Genomic DNA, 21,850 nt, shown 5'->3' on the forward strand with positions numbered 1-21,850 from the left:
CCTGACCGTGCGTAACATGGTCAAAAACCGCCCTCTGGCCCGCGCCATCAGCGACGCCGGCTGGCGGCAGTTCCGCACCATGCTCGAATACAAAGCCGACTGGCACGGCCGGGACCTGGTCGTCGTCGACCGTTGGTACCCGTCGTCCAAGCTCTGCTCGACGTGTGGTGCTTCTGCGCAGCGGATGCCGCTGGACGTACGGACGTGGACCTGCCGGTGCGGGACCATCCACGACCGCGACGTCAACGCGGCCCGCAACATTCTGGCGGAGGGGCTCTCCGTTACGGCCTGTGGAGCCGGTGTAAGACCTCAACGGGCGGATACCCGGACGAGGCAGTCGGCATCGAAGCAGGAAAACCCAAGGGCGACCAAGGGAGTCGCCGCCCTCTAGGGCGGTGAAGGATGTCAATCTCGTCTCTCTCCCCTCCTTCTCCCCCTCGCTCGCGACGGCCTGTACGGCGCCGTCGGCGTTGACGGAGCCTATCCGCCGTGGGCAAACCAGCGGCGGAACTGACACATTCTCGGCTCTGTCGGGTCCGGCCCGCGAGCCGGCGACGGGTGACGCGGCGCACGGCGACCGGCGACCGGTGGCCGACGGGCGGCGAGGCGGAGCGCGGCCGGGCCGGACGGGTGCGAGGAACGTACAAGACCTGCGGCCGGGACCGGGACAGGATCCATCCGACGACCGACCAAGGAGGATCCTCGATGACCGCAGCCGCCCCGACGGCCGGGCCGGAGCCGGCCCGGGTCCGCTTCGACACCAAGATCGCCATACTGCTCCGGGACGACCTCGCGACCTGGCAACGGCTCAACGTCACGGCGTTCCTGACCAGCGGTGTCGCCGGGGCGGAGCCGGAGCTGCTCGGCGCCGACTACCTGGACGCCGACGGCACCCGCTACCTGCCGATGTTCCGCCAGCCGGTGCTGGTCTTCACCGGCGGCCGGGACGTCCTCGTCGGCGCGCACCGGCGGGCCGTCGACCGGGGGATGCGGGTCGCCGTCTTCACCGAGCAGCTCTTCGGCACCGGCAACGACCGGGACAACCGGGCCGCCGTCCGGGCGGTCGGGCGGGACCATCTCGACCTGGTGGGGCTGGCCGTACACGGGCCGAAGAACGCCGTCGACAAGGTATTGAAGGGTGCCGTCCTGCACCCCTGACCGCCAGCGCCGTCAGCCGGTGGCCCGGCCGAGCTGGTCCAGCAGCTCACCGGCTGCCGCGTACGGGTCGAGCGAGCCGTCGGCCACCCGGGCGGCGAGCGCCGCGAGCGACGTACCCGCGCGGAGCGAGCCGATCCGGTCCCGGAGCGTGCCCAGCGCGATCGCCTCGACCTCGGCGGCGGCCCGGGCCTCCCGGCGGCGGCGCAGCTCGCCGCGCTCGACCAGCCAGCCGTGGTGCTTCTCCACCGCCGTGACCAGGTCGTCGATCCCCTCGCCCCGGGCCGCCACCGCGCGCACCACGCGCGGGCGCCACTGCCCGGGACCGCGCTCGCCCAGTGCGATCATGCCGTTGATGTCCCGCACGGTGGCGTCGGCGCCGTCCCGGTCGGCCTTGTTGACCACGAACACGTCGGCGATCTCCAGGATGCCGGCCTTGACCGCCTGGATCGCGTCGCCCATCCCCGGCGCCAGCAGTACCAGGGTGGTGTCGGCCAGCGAGGCGACCTCCACCTCGGCCTGACCGACCCCGACGGTCTCCACCAGTACGACGTCGCAGCCGGCCCCCTCCAGCACCCGGACCGCCTGCGGGGTGGCCGCCGCCAGCCCGCCCAGGTGTCCGCGGCTGGACATGGACCGGATGTAGACGCCGGGGTCGGTGGCGTGGTCCTGCATCCGGACCCGGTCGCCGAGGATCGCCCCGCCGGTGAACGGGCTGGACGGATCGACCGCGAGCACCCCGACCCGGTGGTCCCGGGCCCGCAGCGCCCGGACCAGTTCGTTGGTGGTGGTCGACTTCCCCACCCCGGGTGAACCGGTCAGCCCGATCACCTGGGCGCGCCCGGTGTACGGCGCGAGCGCCGCCGCGACCTGCGGCAGCAGCTCGTCACCGGACTCGACCAGGGTGATCAGCCGGGCCACCGCCCGGGGGTCTCCCTGCCGGGCCCGGTCCACCAGCATCGGCACGTCCCGGCTGCGCCGCACCGACCCGGCCGGTTGCGGCGCGGGCCGGTCCGCGGCCGACGCCGCCGTCACTCCCGCCCGCCGGCCTGCCCCGGCACGTGCACGATCAGCGCGTCGCCCTGGCCACCGCCGCCGCAGAGCGCCGCCGCGCCCGTACCGCCGCCCCGGCGGCGCAGCTCCACTGCCAGGGTGAGCACCAGGCGGGCCCCGGACATCCCGATCGGGTGGCCCAGCGCGATCGCACCGCCGTTGACGTTGACGATCTCGCCGGAGACACCGAGGTCCCGGATCGACTTGACGCCCACCTGCGCGAACGCCTCGTTGATCTCGATCAGGTCGAGGTCGCCGACGCCGAGCCCGGCCTTGCGCAGCGCGTGCTGGATCGCGTTCGCCGGCTGCGAGTGCAGCGAGTTGTCCGGACCGGCCACGTTGCCGTGCGCGCCGATCTCGGCCAGCCAGGTCAGCCCCAGCTCCGTCGCCTTCGCCTTGCTCATCACCAGCACCGCGCAGGCACCGTCGGAGATCGGCGAGGAGCTGCCGGCCGTGATGGTCCCGTCCGGGGTGAACGCCGGGCGCAGCCGGGCCAGCGACTCGGCGGTGGTGTCCGGGCGTACGCCCTCGTCCTCGCTGATCACCAAGGGGTCGCCCTTGCGCTGCGGCACCGTCACCGGGACGATCTCCTCGGCGAACGCGCCGTTCTTCTGCGCGGCGGCGGCCCGCTGGTGGCTGGCGGCGGCGAAGGCGTCCTGCTCGGCCCGGCTGATCGCGTGCCGGGCGTTGTGCCGCTCGGTGGACTCGCCCATCGCGCAGCAGTCCCACGGGTCGGTAAGGCCGTCCAGCGCCATGTGGTCCTTCACGGTCACGTCGCCGTACTTGTAGCCGGCCCGCTGACCGAGCAGCAGGTGCGGGGCGTTGGTCATCGACTCCATGCCGCCGGCCACCACGATGTCGAACTCGCCGGCCCGGATGAGCTGGTCGGCCAGCGCGATCGCGTCCAGGCCGGAGAGGCAGACCTTGTTGATCGTGAGCGCCGGTACGGACATCGGAATGCCCGCCTCCACCGCCGCCTGCCGGGCCGGGATCTGTCCGGCGCCGGCCTGGAGCACCTGCCCCATGATCACGTACTGCACCTGGTCGGCGGAGACCCCGGAGCGCTCCAGGGCGGCCCGGATGGCGATGCCGCCGAGCGTGGTCGCCGGAAAGTCCTTGAGGTTGCCGAGCAGCCGACCCATCGGGGTACGGGCGCCGTTGACGATCACGGATGCCATGGGAACTGTCGCCTCCGGGGGGGGACCTGGCGGAGCACCTTAACGTCGGTTAGGTCAGACTATCCTGGTGGACGACGACAGCCCGGGTACCCCCACTGCCGACTATCTCACAGGCATCGGCCTGCTCGGCATCGATCACGTCGGGGTGGCCGTGCCTGACCTCGACGCGGCGATCGAGTTCTACCAACGGGTCTTCGGGATGCGCTGCGTGCACACCGAGACCAACCCCGAGCAGGGGGTCCGGGAGGCGATGCTCCGGGTCGGGCCGACACCGGCCGGCGGCTGCGTGCAACTGCTGGCGCCGCTGGGCCCGGACTCCACCATCGCGAAGTTCCTGAACCGCAGCGGCCCGGGGGTGCAGCAGGTCGCGTACACGGTGGCGGACATCGACGCCGCCTGCGCGGCTCTGCGCGACCGGGGCGTAGGGGTGCTCTACGAGACGCCGAGACGGGGTACCGCCGGCTCCCGGGTCAACTTCGTGCATCCCCGGGACGCCGGCGGCGTACTGGTGGAACTGGTCGAACCCGCCGCCTCCTGACCCGGGTCGGGCGGGCGGCGCCGGCTCAGGCCGGCACGGTGTCGTACGACTCGACCAGCTCGGCCGGCAGCGGTGCCAGGTCGGTGGCCCGGCGGAAGTCGCCCAGGGTGGTGCCGGTGCACTCCGAGTCGACGTTGCGGGCACCGGCCCGGGCCCGCACGTCGTGCAGGTTGACCGCGCGGAAGTCGATGGAGAACCGGGTCCGGCCGGAGGTGTTCGGCACGGTGGTGTGTAGCTGGGCGCCGGAGAAGACCAGCACCCCGCCGGGCGGCGTGATGACCCGCAGGTCCGGCTCCCGCTCCAGCTCCTGCTCCAGCCCGGGCTGCTTGCGGGTCTCGGCGTGCACCTGCGCGGCGGCGGTGGTCCGGCCGTGCGCCACCCACTGCGCGTAGTTGTAGTCCCGGGAGCTGTTCCGCACCCCGGTGTCGAAGTATCCCGGGTGGAAGGCCATCACGTTGGCCTCGGTCACCTCGTACACCGGGATCCAGAAGTTGAGCTGGGACATCGGCGCGGAGAACCAGGTGTCCCGGTGGGGCTCGAACTGGAGCGTCAGCCCCGCGTTGAGGTATTCGCTGGTCATCGAGCGCAGCCGGGGCACGTCGAAGTAGGTCTGCACCGGGTCGGCGCCGAGGTCTGCGAGGAGCCCCCGGACGAGTTCGGCGCTGCGCGGGTGGTTGATGAAGCTGGGCTTCAGCTCGGCCAGCACCGAGACGTAGTCCGGGCCGGCCAGGTGGTGCTGGGCCTCCGGCGGGAAGTGCGGCGCGAACGCGGTCTCGGTCATCTGCCGGGCGAAGGCGACCAGCGCCATCGAGTGCGGCGTCGGCGAGTAGACGAACAGGTCCCCGGCGAAGAGCCGTGCTCGACGCTCGTCGTCGGACATCGGCGAGTCGAAGTGCAGCACCGTCACTGCGGCCTCCTGCGGTAGCTCCCGGTAGGTCTGGTGCCCAGCGGATCACGCTGGGTCTGCGCAGCGGTCACGGTAGGCCGCGAGCCGGCGGCCCGGAATGCGCCGTCCGGTCGGGCCGGGGCCCGTGTCGACAATCCGACTTCGCCCCGGTACCCGGCTGGAAAGGCCGGGTGCGGCGCCCGGCGGCACATAGAGTCGGGCGATGCCGCCCGCGCAGCCCTTCGCGCCCGCCGCCACCCCGGCGACGCCGGCCCCGCGTACCGGGTCGTCCGCCGTCCCGGCCGGAGCCGCTCCCGCCGGGGTACGCCCGTTCCGGTTCACCGCCGCGATGCCCGGGCTGGACCGGCCGGCGGCGCGGTGGCGCGACGAGATCCGCCGGATCGAGGCCCTCGGTTTCGACTCCGTCTCGGTCTCCGACCACTTCACCGGCGGCTGGGCGATGGACCCGCTGGTGGCGATGACGGTGGCCGCCGAGGCCACCACCCGGCTCCGGGTGCTGGGCATGGTCTTCTGCAACGACTTCCGGCATCCGGTACTCCTGCACAAGGCACTGGCCAACCTCGACGTCTTCTCCGGCGGCCGGGTGGAGATCGGCCTCGGTGCCGGCTGGCTGCGCGACGACCACGACGCGGCCGGGCTGCCGTTCGACCCCCCGGCGGTCCGCGTCGGGCGGCTCGCCGAGTCGATCGAGATCCTGCTCCGGCTCTTCGGCGACAAGCCGGTCGACTTCACCGGCCGGCACTACCGGATCAGCGGACTGCTCGGGCTGCCCGAGCCGGTGCAGCGCCCCCATCCCCCGCTACTGGTCGGCGGCGGCAGCCGGCGGATCCTCGAACTCGCCGGCCGGTGCGCCGACATCGTCGGGATCAACCCGCGGCTCGCCCCGGACGTCGACCCGCTGGCCGCGGTCGCCGAGCTGAGTCCGGAACGCTTCGCCCGGAAGGTGGCCTGGGCCCGGGACGCCGCGACGGCCGCCGGGCGGGACCCGGCCGACCTGGAGTTCCAGTCCCGGATGTTCGACGTACGGGTGGTGCACCGGGGGGTCGCGCACCACGCCTCGTCCAGTCATGCCCGCGGAGTCGACCCGGCCGCACTGGCCGGCTCGCCGGCGGTGCTGCACGGCAGCGTGGACGAGTGCGTCGACAAGCTCCTCGCGCTCCGCGACCGGTACGGGGTCAGCTATCTGCATCTCGGCGGCAACCTGGACGCCGCCGCCCCGATCGTGGCCCGGCTGGCGGGACGATGACCGCACCGGATCCCCTCCGCGGCACCGCGGTGCGGAACCGGCCCCGACACCACTGTCCGGAGGTCCTTCGGGGACGGTAGAACCGGCAAACAGAATCGTCGTCCGGCGGGTTGAGTTGACCTTGTGAACTGGGCGCGATAGTACGGCTCGGGCCTTGCGAAGCACCCCGGTAAGTCTGCAAGTATGTCCCAATGCCCCAGCAGCAGTCCTCCCCTCTCGCGTTCTTCGACAACGCGAACTCGCAGCCAGACTTCACGGTTGCCCTGCGCGGCTACGACCGTGAGCAGGTCAACAGCCACCTGGGCCGGTTGAACGCCGCTCTGAACCAGTCCGAGCAGGCCCGTGCCGAGGCCGAGCAGCGGATGAACGACGCACAGCGTCGGCTCCGCCAGGCCGAGCAGCGGCTCGCGTCGGTCGAGCAGAAGCTCACCGACACCAACAAGCAGCTCGAGGAGAACAACCGCCCCACCCTCTCCGGCCTGGGCACCCGGGTCGAGCAGATCCTGCGCCTCGCCGAGGAGCAGGCGAACGACCACCGCGGCGAGGCCAAGCGCGAGTCGGAGGGCATCCTCTCGGCCGCCCGGCTGGAGGCGCGGGAGATCACCGACAAGGCCCGTGCCGAGGCCGCCGCGATGAAGGCCTCCGCCGAGCGGGAGGCGGGCAGCGTACGCACCGCCGCCGAGCGGGAGGCCGCCGAGGTCCGGGTGCAGGCCCGCCGGGAGGCGGACACCCTGCGCGCCGACGCCGAGCGGGAGACCAAGCAGCTCCGTACGGTGACCGCGCACGAGGTCGCCGAGTTGAAGTCCACCGTCGAGCGGGAGGTCGCCACCCTCCGGGCCACCGCCGAGCGGGAGATCACCCAGCAGCGCGCCAAGGCGGCCCGGGAGGCCGAGGAGAAGCGCGCCGAGGCGACCAAGCTGCTCACCGACGCCCGGGACAAGCGCGACAAGGACCTCCAGGCGCTGGAGCTCCAGCTCGCCGAGCGCCGGGAGAAGGCCGAGCGCGAGGAGTCGGAGCGGCACGCCGCCCAGGTCGCCCAGACCCAGAAGCTGGTCGCCGAGGCCGAGCAGCGGGCCCGGGCCGCACAGGACCGCGCCAAGGAGATCGAGCAGCGCGCCGAGGCCCGCCGGGTGGAGTCGGAGCGGAACGCCAACGAGACCATCGACAAGGCGAAGGCGCTCGCCGACAAGACCCTCAACGAGGCCCGCGCCGAGGCGCACCGCCTGCTCACCGAGGCGCGTACCGAAGCCGACCTGACCACGCAGGCGGCTCGCCGCGAGGTCGAGGACCTCACCCGGCAGAAGGACGCCGTCACCTCGCAGCTCGGCCAGATGCTCTCCGGCCTGGCCGGCATCGTGCCGGGCGTGGGTGGGGCAGCCGCCAAGCCGGAGGCGCCGAAGGCGGCCACCGACGAGAAGACCGAGGCGGAGGAGCGGGTTCCCGCCGACGCGACGAGCTGACCCGACGACGCTCGCGGGTCGGACTGCGGGGCAGCAGCACGGCCGGGGCCGTACCGGAACTTCCGGTACGGCCCCAAGTGCTGCCCGGCGTACGGTCCGATAGGTCGGGCAATGTCACCACCAGTGAGCTTCGTCCCATCAGCCCCGCCGGGTATCGCCGCAGAACCAGCCACCGCGTGTGAGGATGGGAGTATGTCGCACGGCGAGGAACTGTTTGCCCTGAACGGGGACGTGGCTACGGAGCCGAGCTTCGAGCCGGCCTTTCGGGGCTACGACAAGGGGCAGGTGGACCGATACGTCGCTCGCGCCGAAAACGAGATCGCCACTCTGGCGGCGCAGCGTGAGCACGCGTACACCCAGATCCACAATCTGGCCGGGCAGGTCGAGGTGCTGCAACGCGACCTTACGGCGGTACGCCGGCAGGTCGGCGTGGTCGACCGGGCGTCGTTCCGGCACCTCGGTCCGGTGGTCGAACAGATCCTGACGCTCGCCGAGGAACAGGCCGAGATCATCCACCGGGACACGCTCCAGGAGATCGAGGCCCGCCGGGCCGAGGCGGAGCAGGTGCTCGAGGACGCCCGGGCGCAGGCCGCCGACGCGCTGCGCGACTTCGAACTCGCGCTCGCCGCCCGCCGCGCCGAGGAGGAGAAGGTCAACACGGCCCGCCGGGCCGAGGCGGACGCCGCCGTCACCGCCGCCGCCGAGGAGGCCACCCGGCTCCGCGAGGCCGCGCAGGCCGCGTTCGAGAAGGCCAAGCAGGAGGGTTCCGAGCTGCGCAACCGGGCCGCCGAGGAGGCGAACCGGCTGCGCGAGGCCAGCCAGGCGGCGCACGCCAAGGCCCTACAGGAGGCGAAGCAGCTCCGGGACACCGCCGAGCAGGAGGCGAACCGGCTCACCGAGCTGACCAACCAGCAGGCCCGGGAGCTGACCGAGCGGACCGAGCGGGAGAGCCAGCAGGTCGTCGAGCGGGCCCGCCAGGAGTCCGCGCGGCTGCGGCACGCGGCCCAGCACGAGGCCAACCGGCTGCGCGACGCCGCGCAGCAGGAGGCGACCCGGCTGCGCGAGGCCGGACAGGCGGCGCATGTCAAGGCCCAGCAGGAGGCGCAGCGGCTCACCGACGCGGCGAGCCAGGAGGCCGACCGCATGATCGAGATCGCCAAGCAGGAGGCCACCCGGCTGCGCGAGGCCGGCCAGGGACTGCACGCCAAGGCCAAGCACGAGGCCACCCAGCTCCGCGAGGCCGGGCAGGCGGCGCACGCCAAGGCCCAGCAGGAGGCGACCCGGATCAACGAGGAGACGGCGGAGTACGTCCGCAAGTCCCGGGCCGAGGTCGAGGACTACGCCCAGAAGGTACGGGCGGAGACACAGCAGGAGCTGGGCGCCTGGCGGGCCGGTGTCGAGCAGGAGGTGAACCGGCGCCGTACCGCCGCGGAGGCGGAGATCGCCGCCCTGCGGAGCGCGGCCGAGCAGGAACTCGCCGCCGGCCGGGCCGCGCTGGAGGAGGAACTCGCCGCCTACCGGGCCGGGGCCGACCGCGAGTTCAACCAGCGCAAGTCCGAGCTGGAGCAGCAGTTCCAGGAGCGGCAGGCCGAGCTGGAGCAGCAGTTCGAGCAGCGCCGGGCAGAGCTGGAGGAGTCGTACCAGACCCGCCGGGCGGAGATCGAGGGCGGCGCCGACCGGGTCCGCCAGGAGGCCGACGAGTACGCCGAGCGGGTACGCCGGGAGGCCGACGAGCACGCCGTGGCGATCCGGCGGGAGGCCGAGGAGCGCCTCACCGAGTTGCAGCGGCAGGCCGACGAGCAGGCCGCGACGTCCCGCCGCCAGTTCGAGGAGTACATGGCGACCGCGCAGCAGCACCTGGCCACCACGCAGCAGCACCTGGCGAGTACCCAGCAGGAGGCGGCGGCCGGCCGGCAGCAGTTGGCCGAGGTGATGCAGGAGATCGCCGAGGCGCAGCAGGCGCTCGCCGACATCCGCCAGGAGACGGTCGCCTCCCGCCAGGAGTCCGACCGGATCCAGCGGCAGTTGGCCGCCGCGCGGGACCAGCTCGCCGGTGAGCGGGACCGGTTGACCGGTACGGAGCAGTCGGCCCAGCAGGCCGAGCAGCAGTTGGCACAGGCCGAGGCGGACATGCAGCAGATCGTCGAGGCCGCCGCCGAGCAGGTTGCCGCCGACCAGCACGCCGGATCGACAGGCGGTGGGAAGTCCGGGGCGACCCGGGTGACCGAGCCGGTGACCGGCGGAGCCGACGGCGGCAGCATCGACGGCGAGCCGACCGTGGCCGCGGTGCCCGGCACCGGTGGCCGGGAACCGATGCCGACCCGGATCACCAGCACCGGCGACTCCGGGAAGCGCAGCGGCAAGCCGACGGTCGAGGACCAGGGCACCAAGTCGAACAAGGTCACCGTCGACTCCGACTAACCGGACCGGGACCGGCCCGTCCCGTCGCGGCCGTTGCTCCGGCCCGTTAACCTTCGCCGAGACGATCAGTCGGGGGAGGTCAGGGTGGGCAGCGAGCAGCCATCGGTGCACGACGAGCGGCGCGACGGCGACGCCCCGGAGAACGTGCCCCGGCCGGCCGGCCCGGTCGACGGGGATCTGGCCGATGCCGGCCCGGTCGCCACCGAGCCAGCCGGTAGCGACCCGGATCCCGGTGCCGGCGCGACCGGGTCCGCCGGCAGTGGACGGTTCGGCCGGCCCGGCCAGCCGTTGCGGCTCAGCCCGTTCCTGGTCGGGCTCACCGGTGGGCTGGGCGTGCTGCTGGCGTACGCGATCTTCCTCGCGGTCCGCAACGCGGGCTCGGTGCTGGTGCTGGTCTTCATCGCACTCTTCCTGGCGATCGGCCTGCACCCGGCGGTGGTCCGGCTGCGGTCCTGGGGGCTGCCCCGTGGCCTCGCCGTGGCGGCGGTGACCCTGACCCTGCTCGCGGTCATCACCGGCGCGGTGTACGCGCTGGTCCCGCCGATCGTCAGCCAGACCGGTGAGTTGATCGGGCAGGTACCCGACTACGTGACCCAACTGCGCCGCAACGACACCGTCAACGACCTGATCATCCAGTACGACCTGGCGGGCAAGATCGAGTCGGCGGCCACCACGGAGAACATCACCCGGGCCCTGGGCGGGGTCTTCGGCGCCGCCGGGTTCATCTTCGGCGCGGTCTTCAACATCGTCACCGTGATCGTGCTGACCATCTATTTCATGGCCACCTTCGACCGGCTCCGCGACCTCGGCTACGGCCTGGTCCCGGCCACCCGGCGGGACCGGGTCCGGCTGATCGGCGACGAGATCCTCGCCAAGGTCGGCGCCTACATGGTGGGGGCGCTGGCCATCGCGCTGCTGGCCGGGGTGAGTACCTTCGTCTTCGCCATCGTCGTCGACCTGGCGTACCCGTTCGCGCTCGCCGTGGTGGTGGCGATCTGTGATCTCATCCCGCAGATCGGCGCGACCATCGGAGCGGTGGTGATCAGCCTGGTCGGCTTCGCCACCGACGTGCCGACCGGGATCGCCTGCGTGGTCTTCTTCCTGATCTACCAGCAGGTGGAGAACTACCTCGTCTATCCCCGGGTGATGCGCCGGTCCGTGCAGGTCAACGACGTGGCGGCGATCGTCGCGGCGCTGCTCGGGGTGGCCCTGTTCGGGGTGATCGGCGCGCTGGTGGCCATCCCGGCGGTGGCCGCGATCCAACTGGTGCTCCGCGAGGTGGTGCTGCCCCGGCAGCAACACCGGTGAGCCGCAACTTCTGTCCGCAATCCGTCTGAATCGAGAATAGTAACCCCTTCAACACGGCTTGTAGTATTCATTCATGGCCAGTAGATCGAGACGATCGGAATCGCACCCCTCCTGAGCTGGGAAGGTGGCTCGATCGCGCGATCGTGTCGGCTCGGGGGGAGTCGGCGCGGACCGGCCGAATCGGCGGTGGGCGCCTCGTCGCGCACGAGCGGCGGCCCCTGCCCGTGTGCGACGCGCCCGTGGGGGGTAGCCGTGACTGACACCAACGCCGAACCTCCGATCGAGCCAGCGAATCCCGTCCGCCAGCCACACCGCGACCGGCGCCGCGCGACCGTCATCGGGATCTTCGGCGTCACGGCCGCCCTCCTCGCCGCCAGCGGCTATCTCGTGCTCAACGTCGCGGGGCAGCCGGTCCGGGCCGCGCCGATGGTGCTCGACCAGCCCGGCACCGTCCTCTGGGGACAGACGGTCGACCGCCCGATCGAGGTGGCGGCCGACAACGTGACCATCCGGCGGGTGAAGGTACGCACCGGCGGCGCCGCCGCCATCGTGATCCGGTCCGGGGTGGTCGGCACGCTGATCGAGGACACCGAGATCCGATGCACCTCGGCCGGGACCGACGGCGTGGTGCCGGGTGGCTACTCGGCGTTACGGGTGCGGGTCAACGGGTGCCGCCAGGCGTTCCGGCAGACCGGCGGCAACCCGGCCACCATCGTCGAGTCCTCCCAGGACGGAAAGCCGTACCGGATCGAGGGGCCGAGCGGTCCGACCGGAGGGCCGATGCCGCCACCCGACCCCGATCCCGACTCCCGGGCGATGGCGCAGCGGCCGCCGTACGCCCCGGCCAGCGCGCCGCCCACCCCGATCACGTACTGGCCCGGGCCGGGCAACACCGGCGTACCGGCCGGTACGGCGCTGCGCAACTCCGGATCGCTCAGCCTGCGTACCGCCGGGCAGGTGGTGAGCGGGCTGAACATCGTCGGCTGCGTCACCGTCGCCGCCGCCAACGTGCAGATCCTGCGGTCCCGGATCACCTGCAACAGCACCACGTACTCGATCCGGACCCTGGCCGGGGCGACCAACCTGTTGATCCAGGACGTCGAGATCAACGGCATGGCGAAGAACTCGGCCTCGATCTGCTGCGGCAACTACACGCTGCGCCGGGGCAACGTCTACAACATGATCGACGGCCCGCGGCTGGCCGACAACACCAGGATCTTCGACTCGTACCTGCACAGCCTGGCCCGGGTCGCCGGCTCGCACAACGACGTGTTGCAGAGCACCGGCGGCAACAACATCATCATCCGGCACAACACCCTGCTGTCGTACAACCCGGTGACCCGGGACCCGTTCAACTCCTGCCTCACCATCGGCTCGGAGACCAGCCCGTCGCTGACCAACCTGACCTTCGAGGACAACTACTGCAACGGCGGCAACTACTCGATCGGGATCAGTCCCCGGCTGATCGGCTCCAACATCCTGTTCCGGAACAACAAGTACGGCCGCGACTACCGGTACGGGGTGGTCTCCGGCTGGAACCGACCCGGGGTGATCTGGGAACGGGCCACCAACGTCTACTTCGACAACGGTCAGCCGGTGGTCTGAGCGGAGTCGGCCGACGGGGCCGGCCCGGGTGCCGGAACAGCCGGCGCCCCGTCCCGGGTCGGCGGCCGGTACGCCTCCAGCACGGCCGGTTCACGTAGCCGCTTGCGGCCGATCCGGCGCAGGGTGCCGAGGGTGGAGCGGAGCTTCTCGACCGTGGACAGGTGCCGCCACCAGATCCCGGCCATCGGCAGGTTGCGCAGCCGGGGCGTCATCAGGCCGGCGGCCCGCAGCGTGCGCAGTCGCCCCCACACCGCACCCCGGGCCCGGAGCAGGTTCGGCTGCGAGGCGGGCAGGATGCCGGCGCTGACCGGGGTCAGTACCAGCGCCCCGGCCGCGATGGCGGCTTCGACCAGCCGCACGCCCCGCTCGGTACGGGCCAGCACCAGGGACTGGCCCGGGTCGTCGCCGGTCGGCCTGTACCACGGATCGCCGACCGCCACGTCGGCGAACTCGCCGGTGTGGTCGGCGCAGAGGTAGCAGCGCCACTGCCGGTGCTTCTGCAGGATGTCGCCCCAGGACTCGGCGTAGCTCAGTTCCCGGCGCAGCTGGGGCGGGTCGTCGGCGAGCCGGGCCCGGGCCGATCCGGGCCAGCCGGCGCCCCGGTAGTGCACCGACTCCAGCCGGGTCGGGTCGGCCACCCCGAGCCGGTCCAGCATCTCCAGGGTGCCCCGGGTGGTGGGGGTGCCGGCGCAGAAGATCGCGATGGTCAGCCCGAGCTTCCGGTCCAGCTCCGGCCGGACCTGCCGGGCCATCCGGGCCGCCGCCACGTCGCAGGGCTTGCCGACGAAGACGCACGGCGCCTCGGCCGACTCGACCAGGTCCAGCCGGTCGCAGGGGCTCGCCGGGGCGTACCGGGAGCCGGCGTTGGCGAGCAGCTCGGCGGGGGTGCGGGACAGCCGGGTCTCGTTCAGGTACGGCACGTCGGCCCGGGCGCCGATGTGCAGCACCCCGGCCATCCCCTCGCCGGTCAGGCAGTGTCCGGCCAGTGCGGTCGCCACGCCGCCGCTGGAGCCGGCGTACCGGATCGCCGGGTCGGCGGCGTACCCCTCCCAGATCGCCCGGACCGGTCCCCAGGCCGGGCGCAGCTCGGGGATCTCGCCCGGCGCCGGCCGGCTGCTGCCGTGCCCCAGCCGCACCCCCGGGCAGCAGTCCAGCGCCGCCGTCGCGCCGCTGCCCGCCGCCCCGACCGGGGTGATCGGCAGCGGCCGCCGGCCGTGGTCGAGCACGTCGACCATCCGCACCTCGTCCGGCGCCAGGTACGCGCAGACCCCGCACCCGGTGCAGAGCTTGCCGGACGCCACGTCGTGCACCGTGCGGGGCCGCAGCATCAGCGCACCCCGGCCGGCGCCCGGCGGTCCCGCTCGGCCCGGGCCAGCGCCACGAACTCGTCCATCTGGGCGGCGGCCCGCCCGACGGCGGCCGGAGTCCGGACGGCCAGTTCGGCTGCGGTCTCGACCCGGCCGGTCCAGGAGGTCCAGAGCGCGTCGAGCAGTGCGTCGTCGGCGAGCCGGCGGGCGTCGGCGACGTGCCGGCGCTGCCCCACACTGGCGAAGACGCCCCGCGCCTTGTCGCTGTACGCCACCACCGCCGCCGGGACCCCGGAGGAGAGTGCGGCGATCGTGGAGTGCATCCGCATCCCGCAGAACCAGCTCGTGTGCCCGATCACCCACTTGCTCTGGTGCGGGTCCAGCCCGGACGGGGCGAGCGCGACCCGGTCGCCGTACCGGGGGGCGAGCGCGGCGTAGAGCCGCTCGCTGGCCACCCGGTCGTCGTCCGTCCCGCCGGGAGTGAGCACGTGCGGGACGATGATCACCCGGGTGTCCGGCTGCTCCAGCAGGCGTTCGCAGAGCCGGTTGGCGACCCGGGAGGTGTCCCCGGCGAGTCCGAACTGGACCCGGCCCTCCGGCCGGGACATCAGCCCGCTGACGTTGATCCCGGCCACCGGCCCCGGATCCGCCTCGAACCACCCGGCCAACCGCTGGTACGCCGGTTCGTCCGGCACCCTCGGCTCCAGCGCGAAGGCCACGTCCACGCCCTCCCGGTGGCGCGTCGGGTCGAGGTCGGGGCCGAGCAGGTCGGCCAGGGCGCCGTAGCTCTCCGGGTCCCGGGCCCAGGCCATCCGCGCGCCCCGGACCAGCGCCGCCGCCTCGGCCCGCAGCCGCGCCGAGCGGAACGGCCCGTACGTCTGTGGCAGCAGCACCAGCGGGCGGCGCCGGAGCAGCGCCAGCCGCTTCGGCCAGGCCACGGTGCGGAACCGGTGTTCGCCGTAGATGTCGCTGAAGCTGTCCCCGCCGCTGACGTCCAACACCACGTCGGCGGCGTCGATCCGGGCCAGCCCGGCGTTGCCGAGCCCGCCCAGCGCCGCGCTGATCCGCATGTTGAGGTAGGACTCCGGCCGGTGGTAGCGGCGCGAGTGCCGGGCACCGGCCAGCGAGATCGGCACCGGCCGGCCGGCCACGAAGGTGTGCCCGGCGCGCTGCCCCCAGCCGTCGTCGAAGACGGTCACGTCCGCGCCCGGCTCCCGGGCCAGCAGTCCGCCCAGGGTGGCCGCCCGCAGCGCGCCGACCCCCAGGTTCAGGTGTGCGCCCGGCACCCCGAACAGGCAGGCCGACAGGGCCCTGGTTCGGGCGCTCGACCCGGTCGTCCCGCTCGCCTCGGGCGCTTCGCTCGCCTCGGTCGTCTCGCTCGCCTCGGTCACTGCTCGATCACCGCTTTCTCGCACCGGAACGCCTCGGCGTACCGGGACCGGCACTCCATCCCCCGCAGCCGGGCCAGCCCGAGGAAGACTTCGTCGTCCCACCAGTCCCGGGCCTTCTGGGACGGATAGCTCGCGTGCAGCAGCTCGACCTTGCGGCGTACCCGCTCCTCGGTCAGGGGCAGATAGACGTTGCGCCGGCCCAGGTCCCCGTCCCACTTGGGGATCTCGTAGTACAACACCGTGGCGTCCCGAAACGACGTGGGCACCAGCGCGGCGAGTGTGTGGTGGTCCTGGTGCGCGTCGTCCGGGCTGGGCGCCAGCACCAGATCGGCGTTCAGGGTCGCGGCGGCGGCGTTCACGATCTCCTTCGCCTCGCCCCACCGGGCCGGCACCCGGCCGTCCGGCAGGTCGTGCAGGGCGAAGCTCCGCCGAGCGCCGGGCAGGAAGGCCGCGGCCGCCGCCCGCGCCTCGGCCTGCCGGGCGGGACTGCCGGTCAGCAGCACGTAGTGCACCCGGAGCCCGGGTACGTCGCCGAGGGCGAGCAGCAGCCCGCCGGCGCCGATCTCGATGTCGTCCGGATGTGCCCCGAGCAACACCACCGAACGCGCCGCGGAGAGGCGCAGCGGCATCATCAGCCCGTCAGCCCCAGCTCGCGGGCTCCCCCGGCGCTACCGGCGGCGGCGAGCACCGGCTCCAGGGTCGCCGGCCGGCGGCCCCGGTTGCGGTTGGCGTCCCAGAGCATCCACGGGCAGCGGGCCGAGTGGTAGAGCTGCTCCAGCTCGGCCCGGTCCTTGAAGGTGTCGGCGGCCCGCCAGAACCCGGTGTAGCGCTGGGCGATCAGCCGCTGCTCCGGCAGCAGCCGGTCGAACGCCTGCGGCACCAGGTCCTCCCCCTCGCGCAGCACGTCGAAGATCCCCGGGCGCAGGATGAAGTAGCCGCCGTTCTCCCACTGCATCAGCTCGCGGATCGGGCGTACCCGGGTGACCTGGTCGCCGGGGGCGATGTCGATGACGTGGTGGGTCGACTGCACCGGTACGGCCAGTAGGCTGGCCACCGCGTCGGTGTAGCGGAACCGGTCGACCATCTCCGGCAGCGGCGCGTCGGTCAGGGTGTCGGCGTAGTTGGCCAGGAACATCGGCTCGTCCTCGACGTACTTGCGGACCCGGATCAGCCGCTCGCCGATGCTCGCCCCGAGGCCGGTGTCGATGAAGGTGATGTTCCAGTCGGTGATGTCGGCGGAGTGCAGCCGCACGTCCCGGCCGTCCATCGAGAGGCTGAAGTCGTTGGAGAGCGTCTCGTCGTACCGGAGGAAGTAGTCCTTGACCGCGACGGCGCCGTAGCCGAGGCAGAGGATGAAGTCGGTGTGCCCGAAGTAGGCGTAGTAGCGCATCACGTGCCAGAGCAGCGGGCGGTCCCCGATCATCGCCATCGGCTTCGGCGCGGAGGCCGCGTCCTCGCGCATCCGCATCCCCAGGCCGCCGCAGAAGAGGACGACCTTCATCAAGACCCGCCCGAAAAACCCCTGGCGTTAGCCATGGGGAGGACAGGACGGTCGGGCGTGGTGGTGGTTTTCGACACGGCGTCGACTCCTCTGCGGGGCAAAACCTGTCGGATGCGGCTGGGATGCTTGCCGGCGTGGACGAGACAGTGCGGTACACCTACCGGTTGCGTCCCGGCGCGACCGCGCGGGCCACGCTGCTGGCCGAGTGGGGGCGGTGCCGCTGGCTGTGGAACGAGGCCGTCCACCAGCACAAGACCGGGCGTAGGCCGACCTTCGGCAAGTTGTCGAAGTTGCTGACCGGGGCGCGGGCCCGCTCGTCGTGGTTGTGGGAAGGGTCCCAGGTCGCCCAGCAGCAGACGCTGCGTACCTACGCCCTCGCCCTCCAGCACTCCTTCAGAGTGAAGGGACGGGGCGGGCCGAGCGCCGACGGCGCAATCGGTGTCGACTGGGGCGTCACGACGACCGCGACGACTACCGACCCCGCCTACGACCTGCCGTACCTCGGCCACCGGAAACGGTGCGCCGCCGAGCTGGCCAGACTCCAGCGCCGGATGGCCCGCCGCCGCAGGGCGAAGGGTGTCAAGCCGTCGAATGGGTACCTTCGGGCCAGGCGGCAGGCGGCGAGGGTCGCAAGGAGGGCGGCCCGGCAGAACGCCCACGACGCCCGGGTCTGGGCAAAGAAGGTCGTCGACAACCACGCGACCATCGCCATCGAGGACTTCAAGCCGACATTCCTGGCCAGGTCCCGGATGGCCCGCAAGGCCGCCGACGCGGCGATCGGCGCCGCGAAGCGGGAACTGATCAACCGTGGCACGCGGGCGGGCCGGAAGGTGGTGCTGGTGCCGCCCGCCTACACCACGATGACCTGCTCGCAGTGCGGTACGAGAGCCAAGCACCGCCTCGGGCTGGGGGTCAGAGTCTTCCGGTGCGACACCTGCGGACACACCGCCTGCCGCGACCGGAACGCCGCGAGGGTAATCCTCACCATGGCAGAACGCGACCGTGCTGGTGCCGACGACGTAAGACATGCGATCACCTCCTTCCGAGACGGTGCTCGGGTGCGGTCCGAGCCAGAAATCCCCCGGCTTCCAGCGATGGGGAGGCGTTATCAGACCACCTCCAGGGCGGGGATCGGGAAGACGAGCCGCCCGCCCCAGTGCCGCACGTAGGCGAGCTGCGCGGAGATCTCGGTGCGCAGGTTCCAGGGGAGCACGAGTACGTAGTCGGGGCGGTCCTCGGCGATCCGCTCCGGCGGGTGGATCGGGATGTGCGTGCCGGGCAGGAACTTCCCCTGCTTGTGCGGGCTGCGGTCCACGGTGTATTCCAGCAGGTCGGCTCGGATGCCGCAGTGGTTGAGCAGCGTGTTGCCCTTGCCCGGCGCCCCGTAGCCGACCACCCGCAGGCCCTGGGCCCGGGCGGTGAGCAGGAAGTCGAGCAGTTCCCGCTTGATGTCGAAGACCGCGTCGGTGAAGCCGAGGTGCCCGGCGACGGTGTGCAGCCCGGCCTCGGTCTCGGCGTCCAGCACCGACTTGACGTTGCCGGACGGCTCCCCGGCCGCCGCGGCCGGCCGGGCGTGCACCCGCAGCGAACCGCCGTGCGACGACAACTCGTCCACGTCGGTCACGATCAGGCCGGCGGTGGCCAGCGCGCGCATCGCGGTACGCAGCGTCAGGTATTGATAGTGCTCGTGGTAGATGGTGTCGTACTGCCGGCGCTCGATCAGCCGGAGCAGGTGCGGCACCTCGCAGGTGACCAGCCCGGTCGGCTTGACCAGCGCGGCCAGCCCGGCGGTGAACCCGATCAGGTCGGGCACGTGCGCGTAGACGTTGTTGGCGGCCACCAGGTCGGCCCGGCCGTACCGCTCCGCCAGCTCGACACCGCTCTCGGCGCCCAGGAACCGCACCTCGGTCCGGATGCCCCGGCGCCGGGCCACCTCGGCGACGTTGCCGGCCGGCTCCACCCCGAGCACCGGTATGCCGCTGGCGACGAAGTGCTGGAGCAGATATCCGTCGTTGCTCGCCACCTCGGTCACCAGGCTGTCCGGCCCGAGACCGAGCGCCTCGGTCATCGTGTCCGCGTACCGCCTGGCGTGCGTCACCCAGGAGTCGGAATACGACGAGAAATAGGCATAGTCGGAAAAGATTTCCTCTCCGGACACGTACGCCGGAAGTTGTACGAGCAGACAGTTCGAACAGATTCGGACGTGCAGGGGATAGAAGGTCTCGGCCGAATCGAGTCGGTCGGCGTCCAGATAGCTCTCGCAGAGCGGCGACATGCCGAGGTCGACAAACGTTTCGGTCAATACCGCCGCACACAGCCGACATTTGGCATCGGTCATGCCCCACCCACCCCGATATGATCGGAATACCGGCGCGGCGCCCGCCCGCCTGCGCGCCACGCTAACCAGCACTCCGGCGCGGCGGGAGCGGTTGAGTAAAAAGTCCGACAATAGCCCGGCCGGTCAGGGGGCCACCCATAAACTCGCCTTCTCACCCGGTCGACGACGGGAGCTTTGCCGTGCGTGTTCTCGTGACCGGCCACCATGGTTACCTCGGCGGCGTACTCACCCCGATGCTGGGGGCCGCCGGGCACGACGTGACCGGCCTGGACACCGATTACTACTCCGACTGCCTGCTCGGCCCGGCACCGGCGGCCGTGCCCTCCCTCGCGATGGACCTGCGGGACGTCCGGCCGGAGCACCTCGCCGGGTTCGACGCGGTCTGCCACCTCGCCGCGCTCTGCAACGACCCGATCGGCAACCTCAACCCGGAGCTGACCTACGAGATCAACCACCGGTCGACGGTGCGGCTGGCCGAGGCTGCCAAGGCCGCCGGGGTGACCCGGTTCCTCTTCTCCTCCTCGTGCAGCCTCTACGGTGCGGGCACCGACGACCGTCCGCTGGACGAGACCGCCGGCTTCGCGCCGGTCACCCCGTACGGCGAGTCGAAGATCCGGGCCGAACAGGACCTCGCCGCGCTCGCCGACGACGACTTCTCCCCGGTCTTCCTGCGCAACGCCACCGCGTACGGCTTCTCGCCCCGGCTCCGCGGTGACCTGGTGGTCAACGACCTCACCGCGCACGCCCTGCTCACCGGCGAGGTACGGCTGCTCTCCGACGGCTCGGCCTGGCGGCCCCTGGTGCACGCCGAGGACATCTGTGCGGCCTTCCTGGCCCTGCTGGAGGCGGACCGGGCCACGGTGCACGGCCGGGCGTACAACATCGGGGTCACCGGCGAGAACTACCTGATCCGGGACGTCGCCGAACTCGTCGCCGAGGTGGTACCGGGCTCCCGGGTGACATTCGCCGGTGGCGCCTCGGCGGACACCCGCAACTACCGGGTGAGCTGTGACCTGGTCGCGGCCGAGGTGCCCGGGTTCCGTCCCCGCTGGACGGTGCGCAAGGGGATCGAGGAGCTGGTCGAGGCGTACCAGCGGTACGGGCTGACCATCGACGCGTTCCAGGGCGAGCGGCACCAGCGGCTGCGCCGGATCCGGGCGCTCACCGAGGCCGGCCGGCTCGACGCCGAGCTGCGCTGGAGGGCCCGGTGACCGGTGCCGGCGGCTCCGGCGGACGGCAGCCGGTGCACCGGTGCACGGCCTGCGGGCGGCACGACCTGGTGCCCTTCGCCGACCTGGGCGAGATCCCGGTCTACTGCGGCGTGCACTGGGCCAGCCGGGCCGAGGCGTTGGCCAGCCCGCTGGGCCGGATGTGGCTGGCGTACTGCCCGGAATGCGGGTACGTGCGCAACCTCGCCTTCGACCCGGCCGTTCTGGTCTACGACACCACCATGGACACCAACCTGCACCACTCGCCCGCCTTCGGCGTCTTCTCGGCGGAACTGGTCAAGCACCTCGCCGGGCGGTTCCCGCTGCGCGGCGGCACGGTGCTGGACGTCGGCTGCGGCCAGGGCGAGTTCCTCCGCGAGCTGTGCCACGTCGCCGGTTGCCAGGGCATCGGCTACGACGCGATGTACGCGGGGACCCCCGGCCCGGACCCGTCCGGCGCGACCTTCCACCGCGGGCACGCGCCGCTGGACGCCGACACCGGCGAGTTCGACCTGGTCACCTCCCGGCACTGGTTCGAACACCTGGACGACCCGTACGCCTTCCTGGTCCGGCTCCGCGAGTTGGCCGGCGACCGGCCGGTCTACGGCTACCTGGAGGTGCCGGACGCCGGCTACGACCTGGCCACCGCCGGCTGGGAGGTGATCTACCCGCACGTCTCCTACTTCGACGGGTACTCGCTGTGCCGGATCGTCGAGCGGGCCGGCTGGCGGGTGCTCGCCACCGGGCGGCTCTTCGCCGGCATGTTCCGGTACGTCGAGATCTCGGTCAACGCGGCACCGCCGGTGACCGGCACCGAGCTGCCCGGAGCGGAGTTGCCGGGCCCGGCCGACCGGGACCGCCAGCTCGGCTCGATCGCCGGCTTCGCCGACCGGCATGCCGCCGAACGGGAGCGCTGGCGCGGCACCATCGACCGGCTGCTGGCCGCCGGCGACCGGCCGGTGCTCTGGGGGGCCGGTTCGCGCGGGGTGCAGTTCCTGCACCTGGCCGACCCGGACCGGCGACTCGCCGCGGTGGTGGACGTCAACCCGCGCAAGTGGGGCCGCTACCTGCCGGTGACCGGGCACGAGGTGCAGGATCCGGCCACCCTCGCCGGCTCCGGCACCCGATCGGTGATCATCACCAACCCGGCCTACCGGGACGAGATCGACGCCGCGCTGCGCCAGCTCGGCGTGCGGGCCGAGCTGCTGGTCGCCTGAGCGGAGGAGATGATGGA

General features: G+C 72.4%; 19 protein-coding genes. 11 read left to right on the forward strand and 8 right to left on the reverse strand.

All coding sequences use genetic code 11. The annotated features are described in order from the left end of the window. Together AAH979_RS26265 and AAH979_RS26270 are read left to right on the forward strand one after the other, a co-directional pair. Positions 1–391 (forward strand): RNA-guided endonuclease TnpB family protein (locus AAH979_RS26265; protein WP_346260795.1); only part of this gene is annotated, 391 nt, incomplete at its 5' end. Between the two features lie 314 nt (positions 392–705). Then, positions 706–1,158 carry a DUF2000 domain-containing protein gene (locus AAH979_RS26270; RefSeq protein ID WP_346260796.1) on the forward strand — a complete coding sequence of 151 codons (453 nt, stop codon included), beginning with the start codon at positions 706–708 and terminating at the stop codon, positions 1,156–1,158. Between the two features lie 12 nt (positions 1,159–1,170). On the opposite strand, the gene meaB is transcribed toward AAH979_RS26270, so the two are convergent. Both meaB and AAH979_RS26280 read right to left on the reverse strand, forming a co-directional pair. Continuing rightward, complete coding sequence (meaB, locus tag AAH979_RS26275) at positions 1,171–2,115, reverse strand: methylmalonyl Co-A mutase-associated GTPase MeaB (RefSeq protein WP_346260906.1); 945 nt, start codon at positions 2,113–2,115, stop codon at positions 1,171–1,173. Positions 2,116–2,186: 71 nt separating this feature from the next. Continuing rightward, positions 2,187–3,386: an acetyl-CoA C-acetyltransferase gene (locus AAH979_RS26280; RefSeq protein ID WP_346260797.1), complete on the reverse strand. Its 1,200-nt coding sequence runs from the start codon at positions 3,384–3,386 to the stop codon at positions 2,187–2,189. Positions 3,387–3,453: 67 nt separating this feature from the next. Between AAH979_RS26280 and mce the strand changes: the two genes are divergently transcribed. Continuing rightward, the gene (gene mce / locus AAH979_RS26285) at positions 3,454–3,924 is read left to right on the forward strand and encodes a methylmalonyl-CoA epimerase (protein ID WP_346260798.1); all 471 of its coding nucleotides are present in this window, start codon (positions 3,454–3,456) and stop codon (positions 3,922–3,924) included. Between the two features lie 25 nt (positions 3,925–3,949). On the opposite strand, the gene AAH979_RS26290 is transcribed toward mce, so the two are convergent. Next, entirely contained in the window at positions 3,950–4,831 is an 882-nt protein-coding gene (locus tag AAH979_RS26290) for a phytanoyl-CoA dioxygenase family protein (protein ID WP_346260799.1), read from the reverse strand. Positions 4,832–5,033: 202 nt separating this feature from the next. Here AAH979_RS26290 and AAH979_RS26295 point away from each other — a divergent pair, with 202 nt between their 5' ends. The 5 genes from AAH979_RS26295 to AAH979_RS26315 all read left to right on the forward strand — a co-directional run bounded on the left by AAH979_RS26295 (position 5,034) and on the right by AAH979_RS26315 (position 12,871). Next, positions 5,034–6,077: a TIGR03621 family F420-dependent LLM class oxidoreductase gene (locus AAH979_RS26295; protein ID WP_346260800.1), complete on the forward strand. Its 1,044-nt coding sequence runs from the start codon at positions 5,034–5,036 to the stop codon at positions 6,075–6,077. Positions 6,078–6,268: 191 nt separating this feature from the next. Next, on the forward strand, positions 6,269–7,537 hold the full coding sequence (locus tag AAH979_RS26300) for a cell division protein DivIVA (protein ID WP_346260801.1): 1,269 nt from the start codon (positions 6,269–6,271) through the stop codon (positions 7,535–7,537). A 192-nt stretch (positions 7,538–7,729) separates the two neighbouring features. After that, positions 7,730–9,958, forward strand: coding sequence for a hypothetical protein (locus tag AAH979_RS26305; RefSeq protein ID WP_346260802.1), 2,229 nt, complete (start codon positions 7,730–7,732; stop codon positions 9,956–9,958). Positions 9,959–10,042: 84 nt separating this feature from the next. After that, positions 10,043–11,266, forward strand: a complete 1,224-nt coding sequence (locus tag AAH979_RS26310) for an AI-2E family transporter (RefSeq protein ID WP_346260803.1) — start codon at positions 10,043–10,045, stop codon at positions 11,264–11,266. A gap of 252 nt (positions 11,267–11,518) precedes the next feature. Beyond that, complete coding sequence (locus tag AAH979_RS26315; RefSeq protein WP_346260804.1) at positions 11,519–12,871, forward strand: hypothetical protein; 1,353 nt, start codon at positions 11,519–11,521, stop codon at positions 12,869–12,871. Here the strand turns inward: AAH979_RS26315 and AAH979_RS26320 are convergent. From AAH979_RS26320 to AAH979_RS26335, 4 genes are read right to left on the reverse strand one after another with little or no spacing between them, the layout of a single operon-like run. After that, complete coding sequence (locus AAH979_RS26320; RefSeq protein ID WP_346260805.1) at positions 12,856–14,199, reverse strand: Coenzyme F420 hydrogenase/dehydrogenase, beta subunit C-terminal domain; 1,344 nt, start codon at positions 14,197–14,199, stop codon at positions 12,856–12,858. The two genes, AAH979_RS26315 and AAH979_RS26320, sit on opposite strands and share 16 nt — an antisense overlap. Further along, positions 14,199–15,569, reverse strand: a complete 1,371-nt coding sequence (locus AAH979_RS26325; RefSeq protein WP_346260806.1) for a polysaccharide pyruvyl transferase family protein — start codon at positions 15,567–15,569, stop codon at positions 14,199–14,201. Before AAH979_RS26325 ends, AAH979_RS26320 begins: the two co-directional genes overlap by 1 nt. Next, positions 15,566–16,201: a PIG-L family deacetylase gene (locus tag AAH979_RS26330; protein WP_346260807.1), complete on the reverse strand. Its 636-nt coding sequence runs from the start codon at positions 16,199–16,201 to the stop codon at positions 15,566–15,568. Before AAH979_RS26330 ends, AAH979_RS26325 begins: the two co-directional genes overlap by 4 nt. Next, complete coding sequence (locus AAH979_RS26335; protein WP_346260808.1) at positions 16,201–17,070, reverse strand: glucose-1-phosphate cytidylyltransferase; 870 nt, start codon at positions 17,068–17,070, stop codon at positions 16,201–16,203. The genes AAH979_RS26330 and AAH979_RS26335 overlap by 1 nt, the downstream gene beginning before the upstream one ends. Positions 17,071–17,204: 134 nt before the next feature. Between AAH979_RS26335 and AAH979_RS26340 the strand changes: the two genes are divergently transcribed. Beyond that, on the forward strand, positions 17,205–18,239 hold the full coding sequence (locus AAH979_RS26340) for a transposase (RefSeq protein ID WP_346260809.1): 1,035 nt from the start codon (positions 17,205–17,207) through the stop codon (positions 18,237–18,239). On the opposite strand, the gene AAH979_RS26345 is transcribed toward AAH979_RS26340, so the two are convergent. Next, on the reverse strand, positions 18,179–19,408 hold the full coding sequence (locus AAH979_RS26345) for a class I SAM-dependent methyltransferase (RefSeq protein WP_346260810.1): 1,230 nt from the start codon (positions 19,406–19,408) through the stop codon (positions 18,179–18,181). The two genes, AAH979_RS26340 and AAH979_RS26345, sit on opposite strands and share 61 nt — an antisense overlap. Before the next feature lie 179 nt (positions 19,409–19,587). Here AAH979_RS26345 and AAH979_RS26350 point away from each other — a divergent pair, with 179 nt between their 5' ends. After that, positions 19,588–20,619: an SDR family oxidoreductase gene (locus AAH979_RS26350; protein ID WP_346260811.1), complete on the forward strand. Its 1,032-nt coding sequence runs from the start codon at positions 19,588–19,590 to the stop codon at positions 20,617–20,619. Further along, entirely contained in the window at positions 20,616–21,833 is a 1,218-nt protein-coding gene (locus AAH979_RS26355) for a methyltransferase domain-containing protein (protein ID WP_346260812.1), read from the forward strand. The genes AAH979_RS26350 and AAH979_RS26355 overlap by 4 nt, the downstream gene beginning before the upstream one ends. Positions 21,834–21,850 lie beyond the last annotated feature (17 nt).

Origin of the sequence: Plantactinospora sp. ZYX-F-223 (assembly GCF_039649625.1) — a bacterium.
GTDB lineage: Bacteria > Actinomycetota > Actinomycetes > Mycobacteriales > Micromonosporaceae > Plantactinospora.